23 protein-coding genes are annotated in these 20,563 nt (G+C 36.7%); 7 read left to right on the forward strand and 16 right to left on the reverse strand.

Annotated features, from left to right (window positions below; translation table 11 throughout):
- Positions 1-131: 131 nt before the first annotated feature.
- Positions 132-767: a phosphatase PAP2 family protein gene (locus PH210_RS02890; RefSeq protein WP_289982854.1), complete on the reverse strand. Its 636-nt coding sequence runs from the start codon at positions 765-767 to the stop codon at positions 132-134.
- 139 nt (positions 768-906) lie between these two features.
- Between PH210_RS02890 and PH210_RS02895 the strand changes: the two genes are divergently transcribed.
- Positions 907-2,079, forward strand: a complete 1,173-nt coding sequence (locus PH210_RS02895; RefSeq protein WP_289982855.1) for a M20 family metallopeptidase — start codon at positions 907-909, stop codon at positions 2,077-2,079.
- Between the two features lie 23 nt (positions 2,080-2,102).
- On the opposite strand, the gene PH210_RS02900 is transcribed toward PH210_RS02895, so the two are convergent.
- The 3 genes from PH210_RS02900 to PH210_RS02910 all read right to left on the reverse strand — a co-directional run bounded on the left by PH210_RS02900 (position 2,103) and on the right by PH210_RS02910 (position 4,844).
- Entirely contained in the window at positions 2,103-2,825 is a 723-nt protein-coding gene (locus PH210_RS02900; RefSeq protein WP_289982857.1) for an EcsC family protein, read from the reverse strand.
- A gap of 62 nt (positions 2,826-2,887) precedes the next feature.
- Positions 2,888-4,111: an ABC transporter permease gene (locus PH210_RS02905; protein ID WP_289982859.1), complete on the reverse strand. Its 1,224-nt coding sequence runs from the start codon at positions 4,109-4,111 to the stop codon at positions 2,888-2,890.
- Positions 4,104-4,844: an ABC transporter ATP-binding protein gene (locus PH210_RS02910; RefSeq protein ID WP_289982860.1), complete on the reverse strand. Its 741-nt coding sequence runs from the start codon at positions 4,842-4,844 to the stop codon at positions 4,104-4,106. Before PH210_RS02910 ends, PH210_RS02905 begins: the two co-directional genes overlap by 8 nt.
- Before the next feature lie 595 nt (positions 4,845-5,439).
- On the opposite strand from PH210_RS02910, the gene PH210_RS02915 reads away from it, so the two are divergent.
- Both PH210_RS02915 and PH210_RS02920 read left to right on the forward strand, forming a co-directional pair.
- A complete protein-coding gene (locus PH210_RS02915; RefSeq protein WP_289982863.1) occupies positions 5,440-5,859 on the forward strand; it encodes an HIT family protein in 420 nt (139 codons plus the stop codon).
- Between the two features lie 136 nt (positions 5,860-5,995).
- Positions 5,996-6,523 (forward strand): tryptophan transporter, encoded by a 528-nt coding sequence (locus tag PH210_RS02920; RefSeq protein WP_289982864.1) that lies wholly within the window; start codon positions 5,996-5,998, stop codon positions 6,521-6,523.
- Between the two features lie 68 nt (positions 6,524-6,591).
- Here the strand turns inward: PH210_RS02920 and yhzF are convergent, their stop codons facing one another.
- Positions 6,592-6,783, reverse strand: a complete 192-nt coding sequence (gene yhzF, locus PH210_RS02925) for a membrane protein YhzF (protein ID WP_289982866.1) — start codon at positions 6,781-6,783, stop codon at positions 6,592-6,594.
- Between the two features lie 222 nt (positions 6,784-7,005).
- Here yhzF and PH210_RS02930 point away from each other — a divergent pair, with 222 nt between their 5' ends.
- Positions 7,006-7,581: an HTH-type transcriptional regulator Hpr gene (locus PH210_RS02930; protein ID WP_289982868.1), complete on the forward strand. Its 576-nt coding sequence runs from the start codon at positions 7,006-7,008 to the stop codon at positions 7,579-7,581.
- Here PH210_RS02930 and PH210_RS02935 read toward each other — a convergent pair.
- The gene (locus tag PH210_RS02935; protein ID WP_289982870.1) at positions 7,578-7,916 is read right to left on the reverse strand and encodes a DUF1878 family protein; all 339 of its coding nucleotides are present in this window, start codon (positions 7,914-7,916) and stop codon (positions 7,578-7,580) included. The genes PH210_RS02930 and PH210_RS02935 overlap by 4 nt on opposite strands.
- 209 nt (positions 7,917-8,125) lie before the next feature.
- Between PH210_RS02935 and PH210_RS02940 the strand changes: the two genes are divergently transcribed.
- Positions 8,126-8,305 (forward strand): hypothetical protein, encoded by a 180-nt coding sequence (locus PH210_RS02940; protein ID WP_213116688.1) that lies wholly within the window; start codon positions 8,126-8,128, stop codon positions 8,303-8,305.
- A gap of 106 nt (positions 8,306-8,411) precedes the next feature.
- Here PH210_RS02940 and PH210_RS02945 read toward each other — a convergent pair whose 3' ends face one another.
- Together PH210_RS02945 and PH210_RS02950 are read right to left on the reverse strand one after the other, a co-directional pair.
- Positions 8,412-8,504 (reverse strand): YjcZ family sporulation protein, encoded by a 93-nt coding sequence (locus PH210_RS02945; protein WP_223592945.1) that lies wholly within the window; start codon positions 8,502-8,504, stop codon positions 8,412-8,414.
- A 60-nt stretch (positions 8,505-8,564) separates the two neighbouring features.
- On the reverse strand, positions 8,565-8,651 hold the full coding sequence (locus PH210_RS02950; RefSeq protein WP_223593141.1) for a YjcZ family sporulation protein: 87 nt from the start codon (positions 8,649-8,651) through the stop codon (positions 8,565-8,567).
- 207 nt (positions 8,652-8,858) lie between these two features.
- Between PH210_RS02950 and PH210_RS02955 the strand changes: the two genes are divergently transcribed.
- Positions 8,859-9,731, forward strand: a complete 873-nt coding sequence (locus PH210_RS02955) for a peptidylprolyl isomerase (RefSeq protein ID WP_289982874.1) — start codon at positions 8,859-8,861, stop codon at positions 9,729-9,731.
- 41 nt (positions 9,732-9,772) lie between these two features.
- Here PH210_RS02955 and PH210_RS02960 read toward each other — a convergent pair whose 3' ends face one another.
- From PH210_RS02960 to PH210_RS02985, 6 genes are all read right to left on the reverse strand, one after another.
- The gene (locus tag PH210_RS02960) at positions 9,773-9,967 is read right to left on the reverse strand and encodes a sporulation YhaL family protein (RefSeq protein ID WP_289982875.1); all 195 of its coding nucleotides are present in this window, start codon (positions 9,965-9,967) and stop codon (positions 9,773-9,775) included.
- Positions 9,968-10,050: 83 nt separating this feature from the next.
- Entirely contained in the window at positions 10,051-10,995 is a 945-nt protein-coding gene (gene yhaM / locus PH210_RS02965) for a 3'-5' exoribonuclease YhaM (RefSeq protein WP_289982974.1), read from the reverse strand.
- A 51-nt stretch (positions 10,996-11,046) separates the two neighbouring features.
- Positions 11,047-14,049, reverse strand: a complete 3,003-nt coding sequence (locus tag PH210_RS02970) for an ATP-binding protein (protein WP_289982877.1) — start codon at positions 14,047-14,049, stop codon at positions 11,047-11,049.
- Between the two features lie 20 nt (positions 14,050-14,069).
- On the reverse strand, positions 14,070-15,290 hold the full coding sequence (locus PH210_RS02975; RefSeq protein WP_289982879.1) for a metallophosphoesterase family protein: 1,221 nt from the start codon (positions 15,288-15,290) through the stop codon (positions 14,070-14,072).
- Positions 15,291-15,407: 117 nt separating this feature from the next.
- Positions 15,408-16,661, reverse strand: a complete 1,254-nt coding sequence (locus tag PH210_RS02980; protein WP_289982880.1) for an ABC transporter permease — start codon at positions 16,659-16,661, stop codon at positions 15,408-15,410.
- Positions 16,654-17,553, reverse strand: a complete 900-nt coding sequence (locus tag PH210_RS02985; protein ID WP_289982881.1) for an ABC transporter ATP-binding protein — start codon at positions 17,551-17,553, stop codon at positions 16,654-16,656. The genes PH210_RS02980 and PH210_RS02985 overlap by 8 nt, the downstream gene beginning before the upstream one ends.
- 123 nt (positions 17,554-17,676) lie before the next feature.
- On the opposite strand from PH210_RS02985, the gene PH210_RS02990 reads away from it, so the two are divergent.
- Complete coding sequence (locus tag PH210_RS02990) at positions 17,677-17,862, forward strand: YhzD family protein (RefSeq protein WP_289982882.1); 186 nt, start codon at positions 17,677-17,679, stop codon at positions 17,860-17,862.
- 38 nt (positions 17,863-17,900) lie between these two features.
- On the opposite strand, the gene PH210_RS02995 is transcribed toward PH210_RS02990, so the two are convergent.
- Complete coding sequence (locus tag PH210_RS02995) at positions 17,901-18,692, reverse strand: enoyl-CoA hydratase (RefSeq protein ID WP_289982883.1); 792 nt, start codon at positions 18,690-18,692, stop codon at positions 17,901-17,903.
- Between the two features lie 146 nt (positions 18,693-18,838).
- Positions 18,839-20,458 (reverse strand): long-chain fatty acid--CoA ligase, encoded by a 1,620-nt coding sequence (locus tag PH210_RS03000; RefSeq protein ID WP_289982884.1) that lies wholly within the window; start codon positions 20,456-20,458, stop codon positions 18,839-18,841.
- Between the last annotated feature and the right edge of the window lie 105 nt (positions 20,459-20,563).

Here is a 20,563-nt window from a genome sequence, read left to right on the forward strand (position 1 = left end):
CGTAAGAACTTTTGCGAAAATTGCCTGGATACTATGTAAATGAGGCTTAATATGTTCTATAAGCAACTAAGTATACGAAAAGAGCCTACTCTAAACAAATAACTAGAGGCAGAATTTTATTCTGCCTCTAGTTATTTTACTCGCTTTTTAAAATATTTATAGATTAATAGTGAGAAAAACACCCATATGTACCCTAAAGCATATCCGCCTAATACATCAGAAGGGTAATGAACTTGCAAAATGATTCTGCTCGCCCCTATTAAAAGAAGTAAAATGGCGGCAGCACAGATTATAATGATCTTCACAGTTTTTGATTTGGCTGCTTCCATTAAAAGATAAGCAATTAAAAAATAAACAATCATCCCCACCATCGCATGCCCGCTTGGATAGCTGTAACTTTTTACTTGGACAAGATGCTCCAGGTCAGGTCTTGGCCGGTCAAAAAGGTTTTTTAGAAGATTACTAGCTTCATTACCTAAAGCTACTGACAGAGAAAAAACAGCAGCGCCCAAATAGTTTCTTTTCTTCAGTAATAACCAGGCAAGAGTTAGTACGGCAACAACCCCGATCCCTTTTTTATCGCCCATTTCTGTTATCTGAACAAAAAAGGGAATAACTGAATCAGGGACATGGGCTGCCCAGCCTGCCACGGTGTTATCAATTAAAAATAGACTGTTTAATGCAACTTTAATGGAGGTGTATAACGTGATTAACACAGCGAGGATGATAAATGTATAAGAATAATTCCATTTATTTTTCAGATCCATTTCGCAAAACCCTTTCTTACTAGTTAAATTACTTTTAAAAGTATAATGAAAGAAGACATAAAAATCTACATTTCAAGCAAAAAATGTTAAAATAGTTTGAAAATACATTCTTAATAATCAAAGGTTTTGGGGGTTACATATGTTAAATACACTTTTTGCTAAATTAGAAAACTATTATGATGAAATGGTCTCGATTCGAAGGCACATGCACCAGCATCCAGAACTTTCCTTTGAAGAATATGAAACAGCAAAATTTATTAAATCCTTTTATGAAAATTTAAATATTGAAGTAGAAGGGAATATTGGCGGAAATGGTGTGGTGGCAAGGATTTATGGGAAAAGACCTGGTAAAACTGTAGCACTTAGAGCTGACTTCGATGCCCTGCCAATTCAGGACGAAAAGGATGTCCCCTACAAGTCATTAGTACCTGGCGTGATGCACGCTTGTGGACATGACGGTCACACCGCTACTCTCCTAGTACTGGCGAAAGCCTTAAATGAATTAAAAGATGAACTTGTAGGAAACTACGTCTTTATTCACCAGCATGCCGAAGAATATGCACCGGGCGGGGCGAAATCAATGATTGAGGCAGGATGTCTAAGGGGAGTAGATGTCATTTTCGGAACACATTTATGGGCAGGTGAACAGACAGGGAAGATTCAGTATCGAACTGGACCAATTATGGCAGCAGCTGACAGGTTTGAAATTGATATTCAAGGAAAAGGTGGACATGGAGCCCAGCCTCATAAAACGAAGGATGCTATCGTTACTGCCTCACAGCTTGTATTAAATTTACAACAAATCGTCAGCCGCAAGGTTAATCCGGTTGAATCCGCTGTTGTAACAGTTGGCTCATTTACGGCTCAAAATGCTTTTAATGTCATTGCAGATAAAGCAAAACTGATTGGTACAGTCCGCACGTTTAATGAAGATGTCCGCCAGTTTATCGAGGATGAAATGAAACGAATTATACATGGTACATGTTATTTGTCGGATTGCGGTTATGAATATCATTATTTCAGAGGATACCCTGCGGTCGTAAATCATGCAAATGAAACAGAATTTTTAATTTCATGTGCTCAAGATGTACCTGAGGTTGTAACTATTGAAGAAACCGAACCTCAAATGGGCGGCGAGGACTTCGCCTATTATTTACAGGAAATTCCGGGTACATTCTTTTATACTGGAGCGAAACCAGTAAAGGATGATGCCGGTTACCCGCATCACCATCCTAAATTTGATATAGATGAAAAAGCGATGCTAATTGCCGCGAAAACACTCGGAACTGCCGCATTAAAATTTCAGAAATAATTAAAACGAAACCCCTGAACAATTTATAGTTCAGGGGCTTTTTGCAAAATCCTTAACCTGAAGGCATTCATCGATGTTTCTCCCAAATGCTTTAAGAGATTGTTATTGGCATAGGCACCAACAAAAGCCCCAATCCCCGGGACAAGCTGCAACATTTTAACTAGGTCAATATAATCGCGATATTCCTGCTGAAACTGGCGCCAATCCATTTCCACTAGCGCTTGTTTTCGTGTTTCCCAATTTTCAATCTCATATAAAGTGTTTTTCCGAATTTCATCACTTGAAAAAGCAAGCTGAAAAACATGTAGAATAAATAATCTTTCCTCATAATCCTTGGTATTGAATCCATAAACAGCTGCTGTCTCAAAAAGATATTTCATTTTAATGGTTAGAAGTAATGGAAAATCAGCCAGTCCGAGTAAAATCCCTCCTGCACCTGTACCGGCTCCTTCGATTATAGCAGTCTTTTGAAACGTAGATATTTTTTTTCGAGCCAAGTCATCTCGTTCGGCTAATGTCATCCCGCGTGCCTGATCCATATTTGTCGTTACCTGCGATCCGAATAATGTTGCTTTGACCATCGCTTTAATACTCTCGGTCATCACCTCATGGACCTTTTCCGGTATGAATTCATTTATTTTCCCCTGAGCTTTTTTGGAAAGACGATTCATCATTCCTGACCGTCTCATTATTTTTCTTTTCCATTCTTCTACTTCTTCATAGACTGTCAATTCATATTCATTCATTTTTATGACCCACCCCTCCATAATAATTTATGCTGATTTACGGTGGAATCTGCCCACTGGTTTCAAATGGAGGATACATCTTTTATACGATTTTTACTGTAAAAATTTATAAACATAAAGGTAAACAAAAGTCCTCCAAGTAACGCTAGCAATGCAATAACCAGTTCACCTTTAATTAAAATGAACAAAGCGAAAATCACAGCCTGGACAATCATAATAATCCCTATTAATGAATGAAAAGCAGCTGATTTGTACATTGGAGCAACAGGATATAAATCAACCCATAGCTTGTTTTGATGATGGTTCCATAACGGAAGAAGCTGAAAACCGGTTAAATATAAAAATAAAACACTTAAAAGAATTTGCCCCAGCCCAAACGATATAAAATAAATGGCTAATGTTCCAATCACTGTTAGACGGATAAAAAGACCAAGGTAATCAGACGATCGCAGGAACGTTCTTGAAAACAAATAAAGATACGTTTTGTCTTGCGAAAAGCTTATTCCATTAATAATGAAATCAAGCCATTTTCTTCTTTTAACCGTATCCTTTAACTTAGGAACATCGGTAAAAAGATTAGCCAGCCGATAAAATGAAGCCATTCTTTTTTCTTCACCATCAATCAATAAATCCCACTTCAGACCCATTCTTTTTGTTCTCGTATAAAAGGAGTAATAATAAAAGGCCATGATTAAAACGATAAAGAAAAGGAGCAAAACGTTTGCCTGTTTAAATAATAAATAGGTAAAGACCGCATTCAAAAAATAACGGACAAGCCAATCCCATCTATGCACAGACGATTGAACATAATAGTCGATTCTCCAGCTTAAAGCAAGATTCCATGCCTTTAAAGCTAACAAGACCACGAAAAACAGGAAAAAGCGGTGGAATCCGTTGCTGCTTATATGTGCATACATTGGCATTAATATGGAAAGAGCCATTAAAAGAATATATCCTTGAAAAAAAAGACTGGTTATTCCTGAGCGAAAAAAATATCCTTTTAATTTGCTTTCAAGCGGTATTAAAAACACTTTATCCGCTTCCAATAAAAAATTATAAACCGGACTGTAGTTTAAGAATCCACCCAAAATTATGGCCATGATGATTTCTCCCGGAAATCCAGAAGAAAGCCCCTCAATCCATTTTTGATAATAAAAGGCTGCCGTACCAATAAGAAATAACAAAACAATAACAAGATGCCCATTAAAAATATATCTAAGATACCTGCCTAAATCTTTTACTCGAACCCCTGCCCGATCCTTCCAAAGACTTTTTTCATCAAACATATTTTTCTTCCTTCGTTAATTGGATATATAAATCATCTAAGGAAGCGGCAGGCATTGAAAATTGTTCCCTTAATTCCTCTAATGTTCCCTTTGCTCTAATTTTTCCTTCATGGAGGATTACAAAACGATCACAATATTTTTCAGCAGTTGCCAAAATGTGGGTTGACATTAAAATACCTGCACCGCGTTCCTTCATTTTTTTCATTAAATCAAGCAAGGATTGGATTCCGAGGGGGTCTAGCCCGACAAAAGGTTCATCAACAATATAAAGAGCTGGCTGTACTAAGAAGGCGCACATGATCATTACCTTTTGTTTCATACCTTTTGAAAAATGGGCTGGAAACCAGTTCAGGCGTTTTTCCATTCGAAATTCAGATAACAAAGGCGCAACTCTTGATTTATACGTTGATTCATCCATTCCATAGGCCATAGCTGTTAATTTCAAATGCTCGTCCAATGTAAGCTCCTCATATAAAACAGGAGTTTCGGGAACGAAGGTGAACAAATGGCGATATGCCTCTTTATCCTCAGTAAAAGATTTTCCATTAATTTTTATGTACCCCTTGTGCGGTTCCATTAATCCGATGATATGTTTTATGGTTGTACTTTTTCCGGCTCCATTTAGTCCGATGAGACCAACCAATTCTTTTTCTTTTACTTCAAAAGAAACATCCTTTAAAACCGGGTTTCTAGTGTATCCCCCGACAAGATTTTCGATTGTTAATAAAGACATTTTTTAACGTCCTTCCATAGCATGATTAAGGTTTATTTTATCAAAATGCGTTCAATAAAAATAGGAATTCAATTTTTCAATATTTTTTTGTATATTTCTTTCAAAACCGGACATCATAATATTCGAAGGGGAAACAACTTACTTCGGTGAAGCAATTCATCAAAATTTGAAATGAGGTGTCTGTTAAAGACATTTTCCATTCAAACAAGTGAGCTTCTCAATCGTATCAGATAAGGGGATGGTTGTTTTGTACAATGTGCATGGTAACCATTTAGAGTTCAAGTAACACCACTGTTTATCTTAAAAAAATAAACGGCAAATGAGGTGTTTACCGCAGATCGCCACCTGTTTTTATAAGTTGGGAAAACATATAAAAACACATATAGGGGATGGTCAGCTTGAACAATGATGTCTCTTTATAAAAAACACTCTACGAAAAATGAGGTGTTTATCAAAGAACACTCCTAATTGAACGTCAATTGAAGCAGGTCCCCTTCGAGAGGGCAGGATTCCATGCGAATCCTGTTCTTTTCTTTTTTATCAGTCTGTATTATGGTAAAATAAGACAAACATTTTATGAAGGGCTGTGAAATAGGTGAGTGAATGTATTTTTTGTAAAATTGTCAATGGAGATATTCCTGCAGCAAAAGTATTTGAAAATGAACATGTTTTGGCTTTCTTGGATATTAGCCAAGTGACAAAAGGACATACGCTGGTTATTCCGAAAGTACATAAGGAAAATTTATTTGAATTAACACCTGAGATTGCCAGAAATCTTTTTGAGGTTGTCCCTTCTATTGCCAACGCTTTAAAACGTGAATATGAACCAATCGGACTTAACTCGATCAACAATAATGGTGAGCATGCTGGCCAATCCGTGTTTCATTACCATATGCACTTAATTCCGCGCTATGGTAAAGGTGATGGCTTTGGCGCTGTCTGGAAGAACAATCAAAGTGATTATTCGCCGCAGCTATTGCAGGAAATGGCAGCAAAAATTTCAAAACAGCTTTAATTTTTAAATTATCAGAAAATTATTTCTTTATTAATATTATATTATTATGTTATAATGAATTTAAGTTTTTCGCTGCAGGCAATGAGTGCACTGCAGGAGAAACAAATAGCTTAGAAGAGCAGAGGAGAGATGAGAAATGAATACAAAAAATCTTGTTGTTTTAGCATTATTAGCGGGGATTGGGGTAGTTTTACACACGGTAATGCCATCATTCTTTGGAATTAAGCCTGACATGATGCTGGCCATGATGTTTTTAGGAATCGTCCTTATTCCAGAATTAAAAAGTGTCATGCTATTAGCTATTGTTACTGGTGTGCTGTCTGCATTAACAACTGGTTTTCCGGGCGGCCAAATTCCAAATATTATCGATAAACCTATTACTGCATTAATATTTTTTGGTTTATTTTTGGCCTTAAAAAAATACCGAAATTCTGTTGTGAGTGTTGCTGTCTTAACAGCAGTGGGTACAGTTGTTTCAGGGACTGTCTTTCTAACAGCGGCGTATTTCATTGTCGGCTTACCTAATTCATTCGCACTGCTATTCTCGGCAGGTGTATTACCCGCGATCGCACTAAATGCCATCACTATGTTTATTTTGTATCCAGTGGCTCTTTCAATTGTTAAAAGAACTAAATTATCTACAGCTTCCGTCATTCAAAAATAATGGTCGGGATCCTTTTTAAGAAAAGAACCCAACAGGGTTCTTTTCTTAAATTCAAATATTACCAGATTTTATAAAAAATAAGAAAGCATGGAAGCAACGAGAAGGCAGATTCCACACCCTCCAGCTAATGCCGTTATTCTTTTCTTTAAAATTTGTTTCGGTGGATAAACACCAGGTCTTTTATAAGCTAATAAATGTTTAACTGTGCCCGAAAAAAGGATGGCACTAAGGATAAAGAAAATTACAGTTGCACTCTTCATTTTTTGCCCCCTTTAATTATTTAAAATTTTCGCATTATTCTTGTAACTATTTATATGATTGATCGTCCATTCCTATGAACAAGGCATGTTTTTTGCATAAAAATGAAATTTCAAGATAAAATTTTCATAATTTCTAAAAATTTTGTGAATTTATATCTTTATTAATTTTTATTTTATTGGCATAATGATAATAGAGAAATAATAAAGTAGGTGAAAATGGGGATGACAGAGAAACATTATTCAATGAAGGAAGCTTTCTTTTTTAGTCAACGAATTGCTCAATTAAGTAAAGCGCTATGGAAATCGATTGAGAAAGATTGGCAGCAATGGATTAAACCGTTTGATTTAAATATTAACGAACATCATATTCTATGGATTGCCCATCATTTAAATGGTGCTTCTATCTCGGATGTGGCAAAGTTCGGTGTGATGCATGTTTCTACAGCTTTTAATTTTTCAAAAAAGTTAGAAGAAAGAGGTTTGCTTCAATTTTCTAAAAAAGAAAATGATAAGCGGAACACCTACATTCAACTAACTGAAAAAGGCGAAGACATTTTACTGCAATTAATGGAAACCTATGAACCGGATAGCAATTCTGCTTTTTCTGGTGCTCTTCCACTAAGAGAGCTATATGGAAAATTCCCAGATTTTATTGAAACGATGGCAATTGTCCGAAATATTTATGGGGCGGATTTTATGGAGATTTTCGAACGTTCCTTCCATAACATAGAAAGTGAATTTACCGAAGAAAATGGTAAACTTCGTAAGGCTGAGAAGCCCGAACAAGAACTAGCTTAAATATATTTAATGAACTCCAGAAATAATGTCTTGAAAAGATCCTGCTTTATGCAGGCATTAAGAACTTCTTTTATATCAAGTCCACCAGGCAAAGAAGCAGTTAATTCGTCAAAAAGCGGATGAAAGTATACATACCCTTCCGCTTTTTGTTCTTCCAATTTTATGCTCATTTCATCACATAATTGAAAGAAATTTATTACTTCCTGTTTAGATATTCCCCTTTCAATTATGAGCTTATAAAATTCAAGCTTTGGATTGTTAAGGAGTTCTAAAAGCAGCTTTTGATGGTATTCAAGCAGGTTAATTTTTTGTAATAGCAATTCGTAATCTGTCATAATCAAGCCCTCATTTCGGAACTTTAAAGTTAGCATATTAACATTATTCACCTTTTTTAAATAAGGGTAAACCCTTTTTTAAGCATCTGTCTGAAATTTAATGCAAATGAATAAAAAAGTCTAATATTCTCCCACTCTTTTTGACTATCTTTTTTTCGTAATTTTTGATAATGTAAGTATCATAATGAACAACAAGGAGGGAATCGTTGATGATCTCCATTTTTATTGTCTTCGCTATTTTTATCTTGTTTTATGTAAATAAAATGACCAGTTCCCTTTGTATTCAAAAAGAAATTCCTGAAGAACGCCAGCATAAGGTTTTTCGCACCATTAATGTTCTAGTCACTATCCTTCTGATTTCTTCATATTTGGAAATTTTATATACATAATCCAACTGTTATCGTATTGCGGGACAAAGGATATGTAATGGACCATAAACATTAAAAAATAGAAGCGATGAGGAAATCTCATCGCTTTTAGTTTACCATTTTGAAATTAATAAACCCAAGATGCTCCGATAATAATTAATAAAATGAAAAGGACAACGACTAACGCAAATCCTCCACCATATCCACCTGCACCAGACATATCTTTACCTCCTTTCAGCAAACTTTAGATTTTTTAATCAATACAGGAAGCTCCAATTTTTTAGTAAATCCAGGAAGCTCCAACAATAATCAATAGTATGAAAAGTACTACAATTAGAGCGAAGCCAGCTCCATATCCACCACTCATCGTAATACCTCCTTTTTCATTTGCTACCATATACTATTCAACCGGTATTCATTTCGTTTAGGCATTTGCCAAAATTTTTTGGAAAAGTCTAGAGTGGATTTGTGCAATATTCAAAAAACAAACATAGTTTATATTTTTGCAGTAGTTGCCATTTATGTTATAGTAGAATTTGTGGACAAGAATAAACTGTTTAGGAGAGATTTCAACATGAAAAAATGGATATTAGCCCTTTCTTTAGCAAGTGGGGTACTTGCGTTAAGTGCTTGTAATCAAAGCGGATCTGATACAGTTGCAGAGAGTAAGGTTGGTAATGTTACCCAAGAAGATCTTTACAATTCCATGAAGACAAAGTATGGTGAACAAGCCCTTCAGCAACTTGTTTATGAAAAGGTTCTTTCTAAGAAGTACAAGGTAACCGATAAAGAATTAAATGACAAAATTGACCAATTAAAATCAGATCTGGGCGCAAACTTTGAAACTACCCTTGCTCAATATGGGTACAAAAGTGAAGCCGACTTAAAGAAAACGATGAAGCTTGGCATGCTTCAAGAAAAAGCTGCGCTGAAGGATGTCAAAGCAACAGAAAAAGAAATGAAGGACTACTATAATAACTATAAGCCAGAAATTAAGGCACGCCACATTCTTGTTGCTGATGAAAAAACGGCAAATGAAGTAAAGAAAAAGCTTGATGGCGGTGCAAAGTTTGAAGATGTTGCTAAAGAATATTCAACAGATACAGCATCAGCGCAAAACGGCGGTGATTTAGGCTGGTTTGGTACCGGAAAAATGGATCCTGATTTTGAAAAAGCAGCCTATGCATTAAAAGTGAATGAAATTAGTGCTCCAGTGAAAACACAATTTGGCTATCATATTATCCAGGTTACCGACAAAAAAGAGAAAAAATCTTACGCTGACATGAAGAAAGAAATTGAATATCAAGTAAAATCATCTAAATTAACTAGTGATGAGATTAACAAAGCTATGGAGCGCGAGCTTAAAGCTGCAAACGTAAAAATAAATGATAAAGACCTTAAAGATGCACTGAAACCAAAAGCTTCAGCAGCAGCTGCTGGACAATAATAAAAAAAGCGGAAACGCCAAATTTTGGCGTTTCCGCTTTTTTATTCACCTGTGGCCTTTAGTTCTTCCCTCATTTCTTTTTCGCGTTCAAGACGTTTTATATAGATTTCCCCTTCTTGCTCAATGTTTTCTAGTTCAAGCCTTCGCTCTTCTTTGCCTGTTTTAATGGCCATGAGTGCACTTACTACAATTCCAACCACAACTGCATAAATCCAAATAGGAATAGTCAATATCATTTGCTCCTTTCATTAGTGGCTGTCCACGTTTTATTAACAACATATTCATTACAATAAAAAAAAATAACCCATGATGGGTTATTTTATTTATGAAAAACTGGCTTATAGAATGACCGATTATCCAATGCAAAAATTCGCTCCGAAAATTCACCAGGCTTTACTCTTTCGAGAGCTCGGTCTAGCATATTCATTTTTGCATCGAGGTTATCAATATAATGAAGAATCTCCGCCTCTTTAATTAATGGCGGTTTCGGGCTGCCCCATTCAGCTTTACCATGATGGCTTAGAACCAAATGCTGAAGTATAAGCACTTCCTCACCTGTAATTCCCAGTTCTTCGGCTGCTTTGCCGATTTCATTGATCATAATGGTAATGTGCCCTAGTAAATTACCTTGGATTGTATAGACGGTCGAAATGGGTCCAGATAACTCCATTACTTTTCCCATATCATGCAAGATCACTCCTGCATAGAGTAAGTCTTTATCGAGACTAGGGTACAAGGATGCAATTGCCTTCGCCAGGTCCAGCATGCTAACGACATGATAGGCTAACCCTGATACAAACTCATGATGGTTTTTTGTTGCTGCTGGGTATTCCAAGAACGCCTTTTGATGTTTTTTAATTAAATGGCGGGTAATTCGTTGGATGTTTGGATTTTTCATTTCAAAAATATATGAGGTCAGCTTGCTGACCATCTCATCTTGACTAAGCGGAGCTGTTTCGAGAAAGTCATCCAATTTAACGCCATCTGATGGTCCAGATCGTCTAATCTGACGAATTTTCAATTGGCTCTTCCCGCGATAATTTTGTAAATCCCCTTGAATTTTGACAATATTTTGGGCTGCATAGGTTTTTTCTTCCTCTTCACCAACATCCCAGAGCTTTGCCTCTATCTCACCGCTTTGATCCTGAAGGATTAATGTCAAAAACGGCTTGCCATTACTCGCAATTCCTTTTGTTGAACTTTTTATTAATAAAAATAATTCAACCTGTTCCCCAATCTCATAATGTAATACACCTTTAGCCAACATATCCACGCTCCTTCTTATAGTACGAGTATAACATACCTGGCTATAACTCTATGAAATAATCTGAACAGCACCTTTTTCCAACCGAAGAACATTTTCCTTTTTAAAAAAATGAAGGATATGACTATGACACGTGAAAAATAAAATCTGATTCCCATCCAATTGATTAAGAAGCTGAATAACTTTTTCAGTCCTGCCGGCATCAAAATTTACAAAACTATCGTCAATAATGATTGGGAAATGGTAGTTTTCATAAAGTGTAGTTGCCAAGGCAAGCCGAACTGCTAAATAAAGCTGTTCTGTTGTCGCTTGACTTAGTTCATTCGCTTCAAATAAAGTATGGTCTTCCCTTTCAACTAAAAAGCCAGTACCTGATTTTTGCAGATGAATCTTTTGATAGCTGCCATTTGTTAGAAAAGATAGATATCCTTCTGCCTTTGATATCATCCTTGGTAGATGAATATTCTTGTACCTTTCAATTGTACTTACAAGAATATCCTGTGCCAAACTATAAACCGACCACTCTTTGGCTGTCTCTTCTAATTCAAATTTTTTCTGTTTATAGTGATGTAGAATATCAGAATACAAGCCGCCTTCTTCAAGTGCCTGGATTTCGTATTTTATTGATGCCAGTTCCTCTTGGCAGTTCTTTAATTTTGCTTGTAAACCTTGTATTTGGCGATTACATTCAATTAATAATTCCTCACCATTTTGAAGTTGTAAATAGCTGTCTCTTTCCGGCTCTGAAAGTATGGAGAAATGCAGTTGGCTTTGAATGGATTCAAGACGTTCAAGAAGCTTGCCCTGCTTTGCTGCTTTTTCACCAAGTTCATAGTATTTTTGCTCTGAATCTACCTCAGCCTCATCTATGAGCTTTTGGTATTCAAGCTGAAGATGACCTTGTTCTTGCTTTTTTTGCTGCAGTTCAGCTTTAAGGTCGGCTAATTTTGAAACTCTTTCTTGACTCTTGATCTGTTTTTCATGCTCTTCCTTAAGCTTATTTCGCACTAAATAAGCTGTTTTTTGTAATTCCACACTCTTCTCCGGCAAATACCTATTTGCAATTATATTAAGGTCTTTCACAATTTTAGCTTGCTGTTGATTAATGTGTTCAAGTCTTTCAAGTATTTGTTTTTTCTCACGTAATACTGATTTATATTGTTCAATTAAATGGAAGGCTTCCTGCAAAAAAGTATTGGCAATATACTCAGGAATCTTTAATTCACTGCTTATGGAAAACAGCTGTTCCTTATTTTGTGCCGCTTCTAGTTCCCATTCCTCAAACTTAGTAATTACCTTTTCATAATGCTTTTGCTGTTGTTCTAACTTAATTTTTGATTTTTGCAACTGCTCATGGCGGAGATTATCCAGCCTTAATTGTTCCTCCAACTGTGAAAAATCTTTAATTTCAGCTGATTGTAATTTTTGAAGGATTGCTTTTTCCTTTTCTTTTAATTCGGTTAGCATTGGATCAGGAGTCTTTTGTTTGGAATTATTAAGGCCTCTAATTATGAAAAAGGTGATTATCAAGCATCCAAGACACCCAAATGCTAATAAATTAACCTGTTTGGTTAACAATCCATATATAGCTATTGCTAGTAATATTAGATCAAAAATAATAAATTGAAACCTTCTCTGCTTAACAAACCTTGCCTTTTCATTCTTTTCCCGTTCAAGTGCCATTTGGTAAAATTCAAATTTATCTTGTATTGACTTTAATTCTGTCTCTAAACTTTTTTTATCATTTCCTTGGTTAACTTGTTCAACAAGTAGTTCTCTTTTTTGCTTTGGTAAACAAACGGATTCTGTTAAGCGGATTTCTTTTTCAATTTCCTGCAAATTGTTTTTTTCGTCTCTAAATTGCGCCTCCAGGTCTTCTTTCGCTTCCTCTAGTTTTTGCTGTTTTCGCGAGACCCTTTCGACCTGATTTTTCATATAAATATTAGTATTAATCGAGAGAATTTCTTCTTCATTAATATTCAAATGAAGTCTTTCTTTAATGGCCGCAAGCTTCTCTTCAATTTCTAGCAATTTTGTTTCACACTGTTTCTTTTCAAGTTTCAATTGATCATGCAGCGGCACTTGATCCAGTGATGATAAAATTGCTGCTTCATTTTCCAATATAGAATGCTCAGGCTGAATATTTTCTAATTCATTTTTTATTTGAATAATTCTTTCTTCTAGGCTGGCAATTTGGGCATTATAAGGATGAATGAGCTGAGTTAATTTTTCTATTCTTTCTATTCCACGGGTAGGAAAGGCTATTTCTCCTAGTTCACCGAGATCTTTTTTCGTCCATTTTTCCTCTTTTACGATTGCCTCAATTCTTTTCCATTCAGATAGTTTTTCTACCTCTTCATGCATTTCCACAAGAGAATGATTTACATTTTCCATTTCCTGCTGGAGCTTTTCTTTTTTATCGACAAGTAGTTCGTAGTCCTTATTTTTTGCAGCCGCTTTTTTTAATTCTGCACTAATTTCATGAAGTTCTTGAAGTTTTTCATTTATTATAGGTTTCTTTCCTGAGGGTTTAAAGCGGAAATCTAATTCTTTTTGCAAAATGGATTCAGTTTTCGCTAATTTTTCCGTCCCTAAGGTCCCTGCGGAAAATAAAAACCTTCCAATTTCTTCACCCTTCATTTGATGAATATTCTGCAGTCCTTGTAAACTAAAGGAAAAAATCGCTTGAAATAAACCCTTATCGAAATTTAAAAGTATTTCTTTCAGCAGTTCCTCGCCGCCAACCTTCCCATTGTCAATGAGAACCGTTACGTCTCCTGCTGCTTTGCCCTTTACTCGTTCAATGACTGCATATCCGTATTCTTCATGATAAACTTTTATTTTTCCCCCATATTTATGGTGATGTTTTGGCTCGTAGCGAAGTTCAGTTTGTTGTTTCGTAGGGAATCCAAACAAGACACCATGAATAAATGCCATTATCGTCGATTTTCCGGCTTCGTTTTCACCAAAAAAAACTTGGAATTCGGATATGTCATTGATTTTTACATTCTCAAGTTGACCATAGCCATAAATCTGTAGCTCGACAATTTTCAATATGTATACACTCCCTTCTTTTAAGATTGATAAAGTAATTCGATTAATAGTTTTTCAGCTTGTTTGATTAGATTATCTTGCTCTTCCTCTGTTAACTGGGATAAATATTTCCTCCCTAATGGATGATTATATAATGGAGTAATGGCCTGGTTTATTTCTTGGTAATTTTCAATCGTCTCAAAAAGCTCGGCATAAAAATTTGCTTCCGTTTTTAAGTGTTCTTTGTCAATTTGCTGTGACGACATCATCATTAACTCGAAAGTCCATACAAATGATTCTTCTTCTCGTTCATCCTCAATAAGCAGTTCTAATAGTTCTTCGTTTAACCCCCTTTTTTCCTGTTCATCTTGCAAATAAACATTTTCTAAATGAAGAGTTAAAAGCGTTCCTGTTTTTTCTTGTCGGATGTCATTTATTTTTGCATGACACAGCTTTAGGATTTCATCAAAAGTATTTGCCTGTGCAGCATCTAGGAACGCTTCCTGCCACACAATATCAGAGGTTTCTATAAACTTCATATTGACATCCGATTCTGAAAGCTCTACTAAATAGCAGCCTTTTGTTCCTGTTTCCTTCTTATTTTTCCCCTGAATATTTCCCGGATAAATAATAGGCGGGGATTCCGATAAAACTGCCCGCTTATGGATATGTCCTAGAGCCCAATAATCAAAACATTTTTCATTTAGTTCTTGGATGGAGAAAGGCGCGTAGTTATCGTGCTCCGTGCCAGAACTCTCATTGCCATGAAGAATACCGATATGGAAATCGGCCTCTTCTACTTTCATATATTCATCTATTTTTCTATCGAACACGTGTCTGGTTGGATAACTAAACCCATATAGGTGAACCTTTTCACCACTTCTTGTATTTAACTCCTTAACCTCAACCTCACTATCAAAAATATGGACATTTGCCGGCATATCCAAATGAACCCATGAACCATTTAAGTGATCGTGGTTTCCATGAATAACAAAAACAGGAATATTATGCACTAAAAGCTTCTGCATTTCAGTTCGAAACCGTGACTGAGCACGCAGGCTGCGGTCCTCGCCATCAAATAAATCACCGGCTATAATGACAAAATCCACTTGATGGCAGATAGCTGCAGCTGTAAGCTTTTTTAATGCCGTGAAGGTACTTTCTTTAATTCTTGAAAAGATGTCTGGGGGCAAATGTTTTAATCCAACCATTGGGCTATCTAAATGCAGATCCGCTGCATGAATAAACGTTATCTTTTTCATCAACAAAATATTCCTTTCTTCCTCTTTTCCTTCATTTTAACACCTTTAAAATACGAATGCACGTTCTGTAATAAAAATAATAATAAGCCTTACCAAAAACGGTAAGGCTTAAACCTTCTATTTATTCTTAGTTAATTGTAACGCTTTTTTAATATCTTTATAGGAATTTGACTGCCCATACATTAACACTCCACCGCGATATACACGGGCACCAAATACGGCTAAAGCAGCAATTGTGATTACAAGGATGGATATTCCTAATATCGCCTCCCACACTGGAATGGTCAGCATCCCAACACGCAAAAACATAATCATTGGTGTAAAAAATGGAATATAGGATGTAGCCGTAATAAACGCGGCGTCCGGATTTCCAAGCCCAAACATGGCAATCATAAAACCGGCCACCACTAGCAGTGTCATTGGGGTAATCATCTGCTGGACATCTTCAATTCTGCTGACGAGAGAACCTAAAAAGGCCGCGAGTGTAGCATAAAGGAAATAACCAAGAATAAAGAAGATGACAGCATACATAATCGTTACCCCTGGTATATCTTTAAAGCCGTAAACCCCAAAAAAGCCGTCTTTTAATGAATCCATATTCTTGGTTAATGAGTAATAACCCACGATTAAAAATACTGCCAGCTGTGTCAGGCTTAATAAACCGATGCCAATAATTTTGGCAAACATTTGCTTAATTGGCGAAACGCTTGATATTAAGATTTCCATGACCCTTGAGGATTTTTCGGTCGCAACCTCCATCGCAATCATATTGGCATACATAATAACGCTAAAATAAATGATAAAAAGAAGAACATAGACAAGGCCTCTTGCTTGATTCAATTCCTCTTCGGTTTTCGCATTTTTTTCTAGTGCAAATTTTTCAAAAGACACTGGTTCATATAGCTTTTCAAGTTGAGTGGGAGTCAAATTTATTTGCGTAGCGGCAAGCATGGTTTTTACCTGCTGCAAACTAGTCTGCAAGTCCGTATACAAGGACGAATCTGCAATGCTCCTTGCTTTATAGGTTGCTTCCGGAAGCTTTTCATCATTAAAGCGCAATTGAATAAGTCCTTTAAATTCGCCTTTTCCGATAGCTATTTCCGCTTCTTTTTCTGTTCCATTAAATTTAGTAAGTTTTATATCTTTATTTATTGAAGCAGCTTGTTGTTTGAAAGGGTCATAAAGCTTTCCTGTTTCATCGAGCACGGCTACAGTTTCTTTACCGCCATTTTTATCAAATATAGAAATGATATTATTTAAATTTGTGAGGGCAAGCACAATCACAACGGTTAAAAGGGTCGTGACAATAAACGATTTGCTTTTTAGTTTGTTAAGATAAGTATGAAATAAGATAATCCAAAAATTATTCATAGGAATTACCTACTTTCTCTATAAAAATATCATTTAAAGAAGGTTCTTCAAGGGCAAATTTTCGGATGAATCCTTTCCCTACTATTTCTTTTAATATTTTTTCTGCAACTGGCTCCCCTTCAATCTGCAAATGAACTCCTTCCATTGTTGATTTCGCCCTTACAACTCCATGGAAATTTTTTAACTGGTCTAATTCAAAATCAGCATGGATTACAAGATTCTTTTTGCCGAATGCCCGCTTGATTTCTTTTAATGAACCATGTACGACTGGACTTCCCTTATGCAAAATGCAGAGGTGCTCACACATTTCTTCCACATGCTCCATCCTGTGGCTTGAAAACACAATGGTCGCCCCATTTTCCTTTAAAGTCAGAACGGCTTCCTTTAACATTTCCACATTAACAGGATCTAGGCCGCTGAAGGGTTCATCGAGAATTAATAATTTTGGCTTATGTAGAACTGCAGCAATAAATTGGATTTTCTGCTGATTCCCTTTGGAAAGCTCCTCCACCTTCTTATTCTCATACTCTGGTATTTTAAATCGCTCTAGCCATGATTTTAATTCAATTAGAGCCTCATTTTTTTGCATCCCTCTTAATCTAGCTAAATAAACGAGTTGGTCGCGGACTTTCAGTTTTGGGTACAAGCCTCTTTCCTCAGGAAGATAACCAACTAAGTGGCTCGCAGAATAATCAATCGCCTTTCCATCCCATGTGATTCTCCCGCCGGTCGAATCCAAAAGTCCTAGAATCATACGGAAGGTCGTGGTTTTGCCCGCCCCGTTGGCTCCTAAGAAGCCAAACATTTCTCTTTCGGGAATTTCTAAAGATAATTGATCGACAGCCGTAAATTGCCCAAAACGCTTCGTCACACCTTCAAGTTTGAGTACCATGTAAATCACTCCTTCCGATTTCATACGTACCAATCAGGAAAAAGTTTCAAATTTTTCCTTTGAAAAATATTAAGAATTATGTGAAAATAATAGTGATTATTTTTTATTAAAGGGGTATGTACGATGAAAACTTATAAACTAACAGCCTTTGAAGCAAATGGAGAAAAGCTTTTAGATGAAGCCTTTCAGGCAGAAAATGATGATGATGCTAAGAAGCAAGGTGAAAAACTATTATCAGAAAAAAACCTATTAGAAAAAACACATCGCTGCATCTCACCAAGCGGAAAGTTATTGTTATTCCATTCTTAAAAAAACCAAAGAAGCTCGTGAGCTTCTTTGGTTTTTTATTACTTGCCGATAAAATTTGGCTTCCTTTTCTCAATAAAGGCCTTAATGCCTTCTTTATGGTCCAAGGTTTCCCGCATTTTCTGCTGGCCGTATTTTTCTAATTCCAAAATTTTCAATAATTGCGGCCGGTTCTTTTCTGCTAAAATCTTTTTCGTTTTAATCATTGCTTGAACAGGGCGGCCGAGCCAGTCGGTAATTCGTATATGTAATGTTTCATGAAGATCTTCTTCAGCTAATTCTTGAACAAGCCCCAGCTGATATGCTTCTTCCGCACTCATCATTTTACCGTCCCAAATCACTTGCTTTGCCTTCGTTTCACCTAATCTCTTTTCTAAAAAGAAATGCCCGCCGCCATCAGGAATAAGGCCAATTCCAATAAAATTCATTGCCAGTTTGCTTGCCTTGTCTGCGATAATATAGTCGGTTGCTAAGGCTAAACTGAAACCTAATCCGGCAGCAGCACCTGATACAGCACTGATCGTTAATTTTGGGATGCTATAAAGCGTGATAATCAATTCACTAATGTAATCCATAAGTGGCAAGAAATCGCTCTCATTCATGTTGGAGAGCATGGTTTTAATATCTCCGCCAGCCGAAAAGGCTCGCCCCTTGCCTGTCAGGACAACGATATCAATATCATCAGATTCGCTAATTTCCTTTAGTTTATAGATAAGCCCTTTAATAACGTCTATATCCATTGCGTTCATTGATTCTGGACGATTCATTTCTACCGTTGCCACGCGGCCTTCTATTTTTACATTGACCTTATCGGAAACAAAATTCATTGCCAATTTAAACTCCCCCCTAATAGTTTATTCAGTTCCATTATAGCTGGAAATGGAAGGAATAAAAACAAACTTTCTTAATATATTGAATTTTCATCAAGAATTTTTCTGCACAGCAAAAGGACAAAAGGCTGAACCCTTTGCCCTTAATTCTATTTTTTTGGAAGAATATCTTTTTGGACTTGTTCCCTTAATGCCATTTTCAGAAATTTTCCAACTGAAGTTTTTGGAATTTCCGAGACAAATAGGATATCATCTGGAATCCACCATTTAGCAAACTGTGGTCTTAAAAACTCAAATAGCTCATCCTTCGTTGTTTTTCCTTTAAAGCCATCTTTTAAAACAACACAGGCAACTGGACGCTCTTGCCACCTTTCATGAGGAATAGCGACAACGGCTGCTTCAAACACAGCCTCATGTGCCATCAAGGCATTTTCTAAGTCAACAGAGGAGATCCATTCCCCGCCGCTCTTGATTAGATCTTTTGTCCGGTCTACGATTTTCACAAAGCCTTCTTCATCAATTGTCACTACATCTCCTGTATGGAGCCAGCCATCCCTGAATGCATCCAAAGTCCGTTCATCGCGATAATATTCGGAGGCAATCCATGGTCCTCTAATGCATAGTTCTCCCATTTCATTTCCATCCCAGGCTACTTCGCCATCCTTGCCGACAATTTTCATTTCCAAACCTGGAACAAGGGTCCCTTGCTTCGCTCTAATATTTAGTTTCTCTTCAGGATCTAAGTCCTTTTGGTAGCTTTTTAAATTAGAAATAACTACTAGCGGGCTTGTTTCTGTCATCCCATAGGCATGCACGAAAGGAATTTTATGGCGCTGCTCATATGCCTTAATCATGCCTTTTGGTGCAGCAGATCCTCCACATAAAACCCCTCTTAAACTACTTAAATCATAAGAGCCTTCATCCAGTTCTTTTAATAATCCCAGCCAGATTGTAGGGACCCCTGCTGTAATCGTTACCCTTTCTTGTTCGATAAGCTCAGCCAGCAATTTTGGTGTAAAATTTGACCCTGGTAAAACTAGAGAAGCACCAAACCAAACGGCGGCAAATGGAAGTCCCCAAGCGTTCGCATGAAACATTGGTACCACAGGAAGGGCGATGTCCTTTTCACTTATGGCCTCGGTATCCGCAAGACCTAGAGCCATGCTATGCAGATAGATGCCGCGATGCGAATAGACCACACCTTTTGGATTTCCAGTGGTTGCGGATGTATAGCACATGCCTGCTGGAGCATTCTCATCGATATCATTTGGGTATTGGTAAGCAGGATTTGCTTCAGCTAATAGGTCCTCATAGTGAAAGACTGGAGAGAGCTTTGTTTCCGGAAGGACTTTTTCATCGGTCATGACGACATAAGCTTTAACATTTGGTAATTCATACGCACATTTTTCGAGTAATGGCAGGATGTCTGCGTCAACTAGCAGGACTTTGTCCTCTGCATGATTAATGATGTAGGAAATATGCTGGGGGGCAAGACGAATATTGATAGTATGTAGGACCGCTCCCATACATGGTATGGCAAAATAAGCTTCCAAATGGCGGTGATGGTTCCAGGCTAAAGTTCCTACTCTATCACCTTTAGTAACGCCTAACGTATTTAAGGCGTCGGCGAGCCTTCTAGTTCTTTCTGCAATTTGTTTATAGGTAAATCTATTGATGCCGCTTGCCGTTCTTGAAACTACTTGTTTCTTCGGAAAATACCTTTCTGCTCTTTCAATCATTTGCGTTATCGTTAAAGGTGTTTGCATCATAAATGTATCCCCTCCACTAATGAAAGCGTTTTAATTTTATAGTATTCTATGAAGAATATCCTATGAAATATTCGACATTCTAGTTAAATAAACCTTTATTAAGAA

Origin of the sequence: Paenibacillus sp. BSR1-1 (assembly GCF_030403775.1) — a bacterium.
Taxonomy (GTDB): Bacteria; Bacillota; Bacilli; order Bacillales; family Cytobacillaceae; genus Neobacillus.

Coding starts and splice junctions, on each gene's coding strand:
- PH210_RS02890 (WP_289982854.1), bottom strand. CDS start 767: ATGGATCTGAAAAATAAATGGAATTATTCTTATACATTTATCATCCTC.
- PH210_RS02895 (WP_289982855.1), top strand. CDS start 907: ATGTTAAATACACTTTTTGCTAAATTAGAAAACTATTATGATGAAATG.
- PH210_RS02900 (WP_289982857.1), bottom strand. CDS start 2,825: ATGAATGAATATGAATTGACAGTCTATGAAGAAGTAGAAGAATGGAAA.
- PH210_RS02905 (WP_289982859.1), bottom strand. CDS start 4,111: ATGTTTGATGAAAAAAGTCTTTGGAAGGATCGGGCAGGGGTTCGAGTA.
- PH210_RS02910 (WP_289982860.1), bottom strand. CDS start 4,844: ATGTCTTTATTAACAATCGAAAATCTTGTCGGGGGATACACTAGAAAC.
- PH210_RS02920 (WP_289982864.1), top strand. CDS start 5,996: ATGAATACAAAAAATCTTGTTGTTTTAGCATTATTAGCGGGGATTGGG.
- yhzF (WP_289982866.1), bottom strand. CDS start 6,783: ATGAAGAGTGCAACTGTAATTTTCTTTATCCTTAGTGCCATCCTTTTT.
- PH210_RS02930 (WP_289982868.1), top strand. CDS start 7,006: ATGACAGAGAAACATTATTCAATGAAGGAAGCTTTCTTTTTTAGTCAA.
- PH210_RS02935 (WP_289982870.1), bottom strand. CDS start 7,916: ATGACAGATTACGAATTGCTATTACAAAAAATTAACCTGCTTGAATAC.
- PH210_RS02940 (WP_213116688.1), top strand. CDS start 8,126: ATGATCTCCATTTTTATTGTCTTCGCTATTTTTATCTTGTTTTATGTA.
- PH210_RS02945 (WP_223592945.1), bottom strand. CDS start 8,504: ATGTCTGGTGCAGGTGGATATGGTGGAGGATTTGCGTTAGTCGTTGTC.
- PH210_RS02950 (WP_223593141.1), bottom strand. CDS start 8,651: ATGAGTGGTGGATATGGAGCTGGCTTCGCTCTAATTGTAGTACTTTTC.
- PH210_RS02955 (WP_289982874.1), top strand. CDS start 8,859: ATGAAAAAATGGATATTAGCCCTTTCTTTAGCAAGTGGGGTACTTGCG.
- PH210_RS02960 (WP_289982875.1), bottom strand. CDS start 9,967: ATGATATTGACTATTCCTATTTGGATTTATGCAGTTGTGGTTGGAATT.
- PH210_RS02975 (WP_289982879.1), bottom strand. CDS start 15,290: ATGAAAAAGATAACGTTTATTCATGCAGCGGATCTGCATTTAGATAGC.
- PH210_RS02980 (WP_289982880.1), bottom strand. CDS start 16,661: ATGAATAATTTTTGGATTATCTTATTTCATACTTATCTTAACAAACTA.
- PH210_RS02985 (WP_289982881.1), bottom strand. CDS start 17,553: ATGGTACTCAAACTTGAAGGTGTGACGAAGCGTTTTGGGCAATTTACG.
- PH210_RS02990 (WP_289982882.1), top strand. CDS start 17,677: ATGAAAACTTATAAACTAACAGCCTTTGAAGCAAATGGAGAAAAGCTT.
- PH210_RS03000 (WP_289982884.1), bottom strand. CDS start 20,458: ATGATGCAAACACCTTTAACGATAACGCAAATGATTGAAAGAGCAGAA.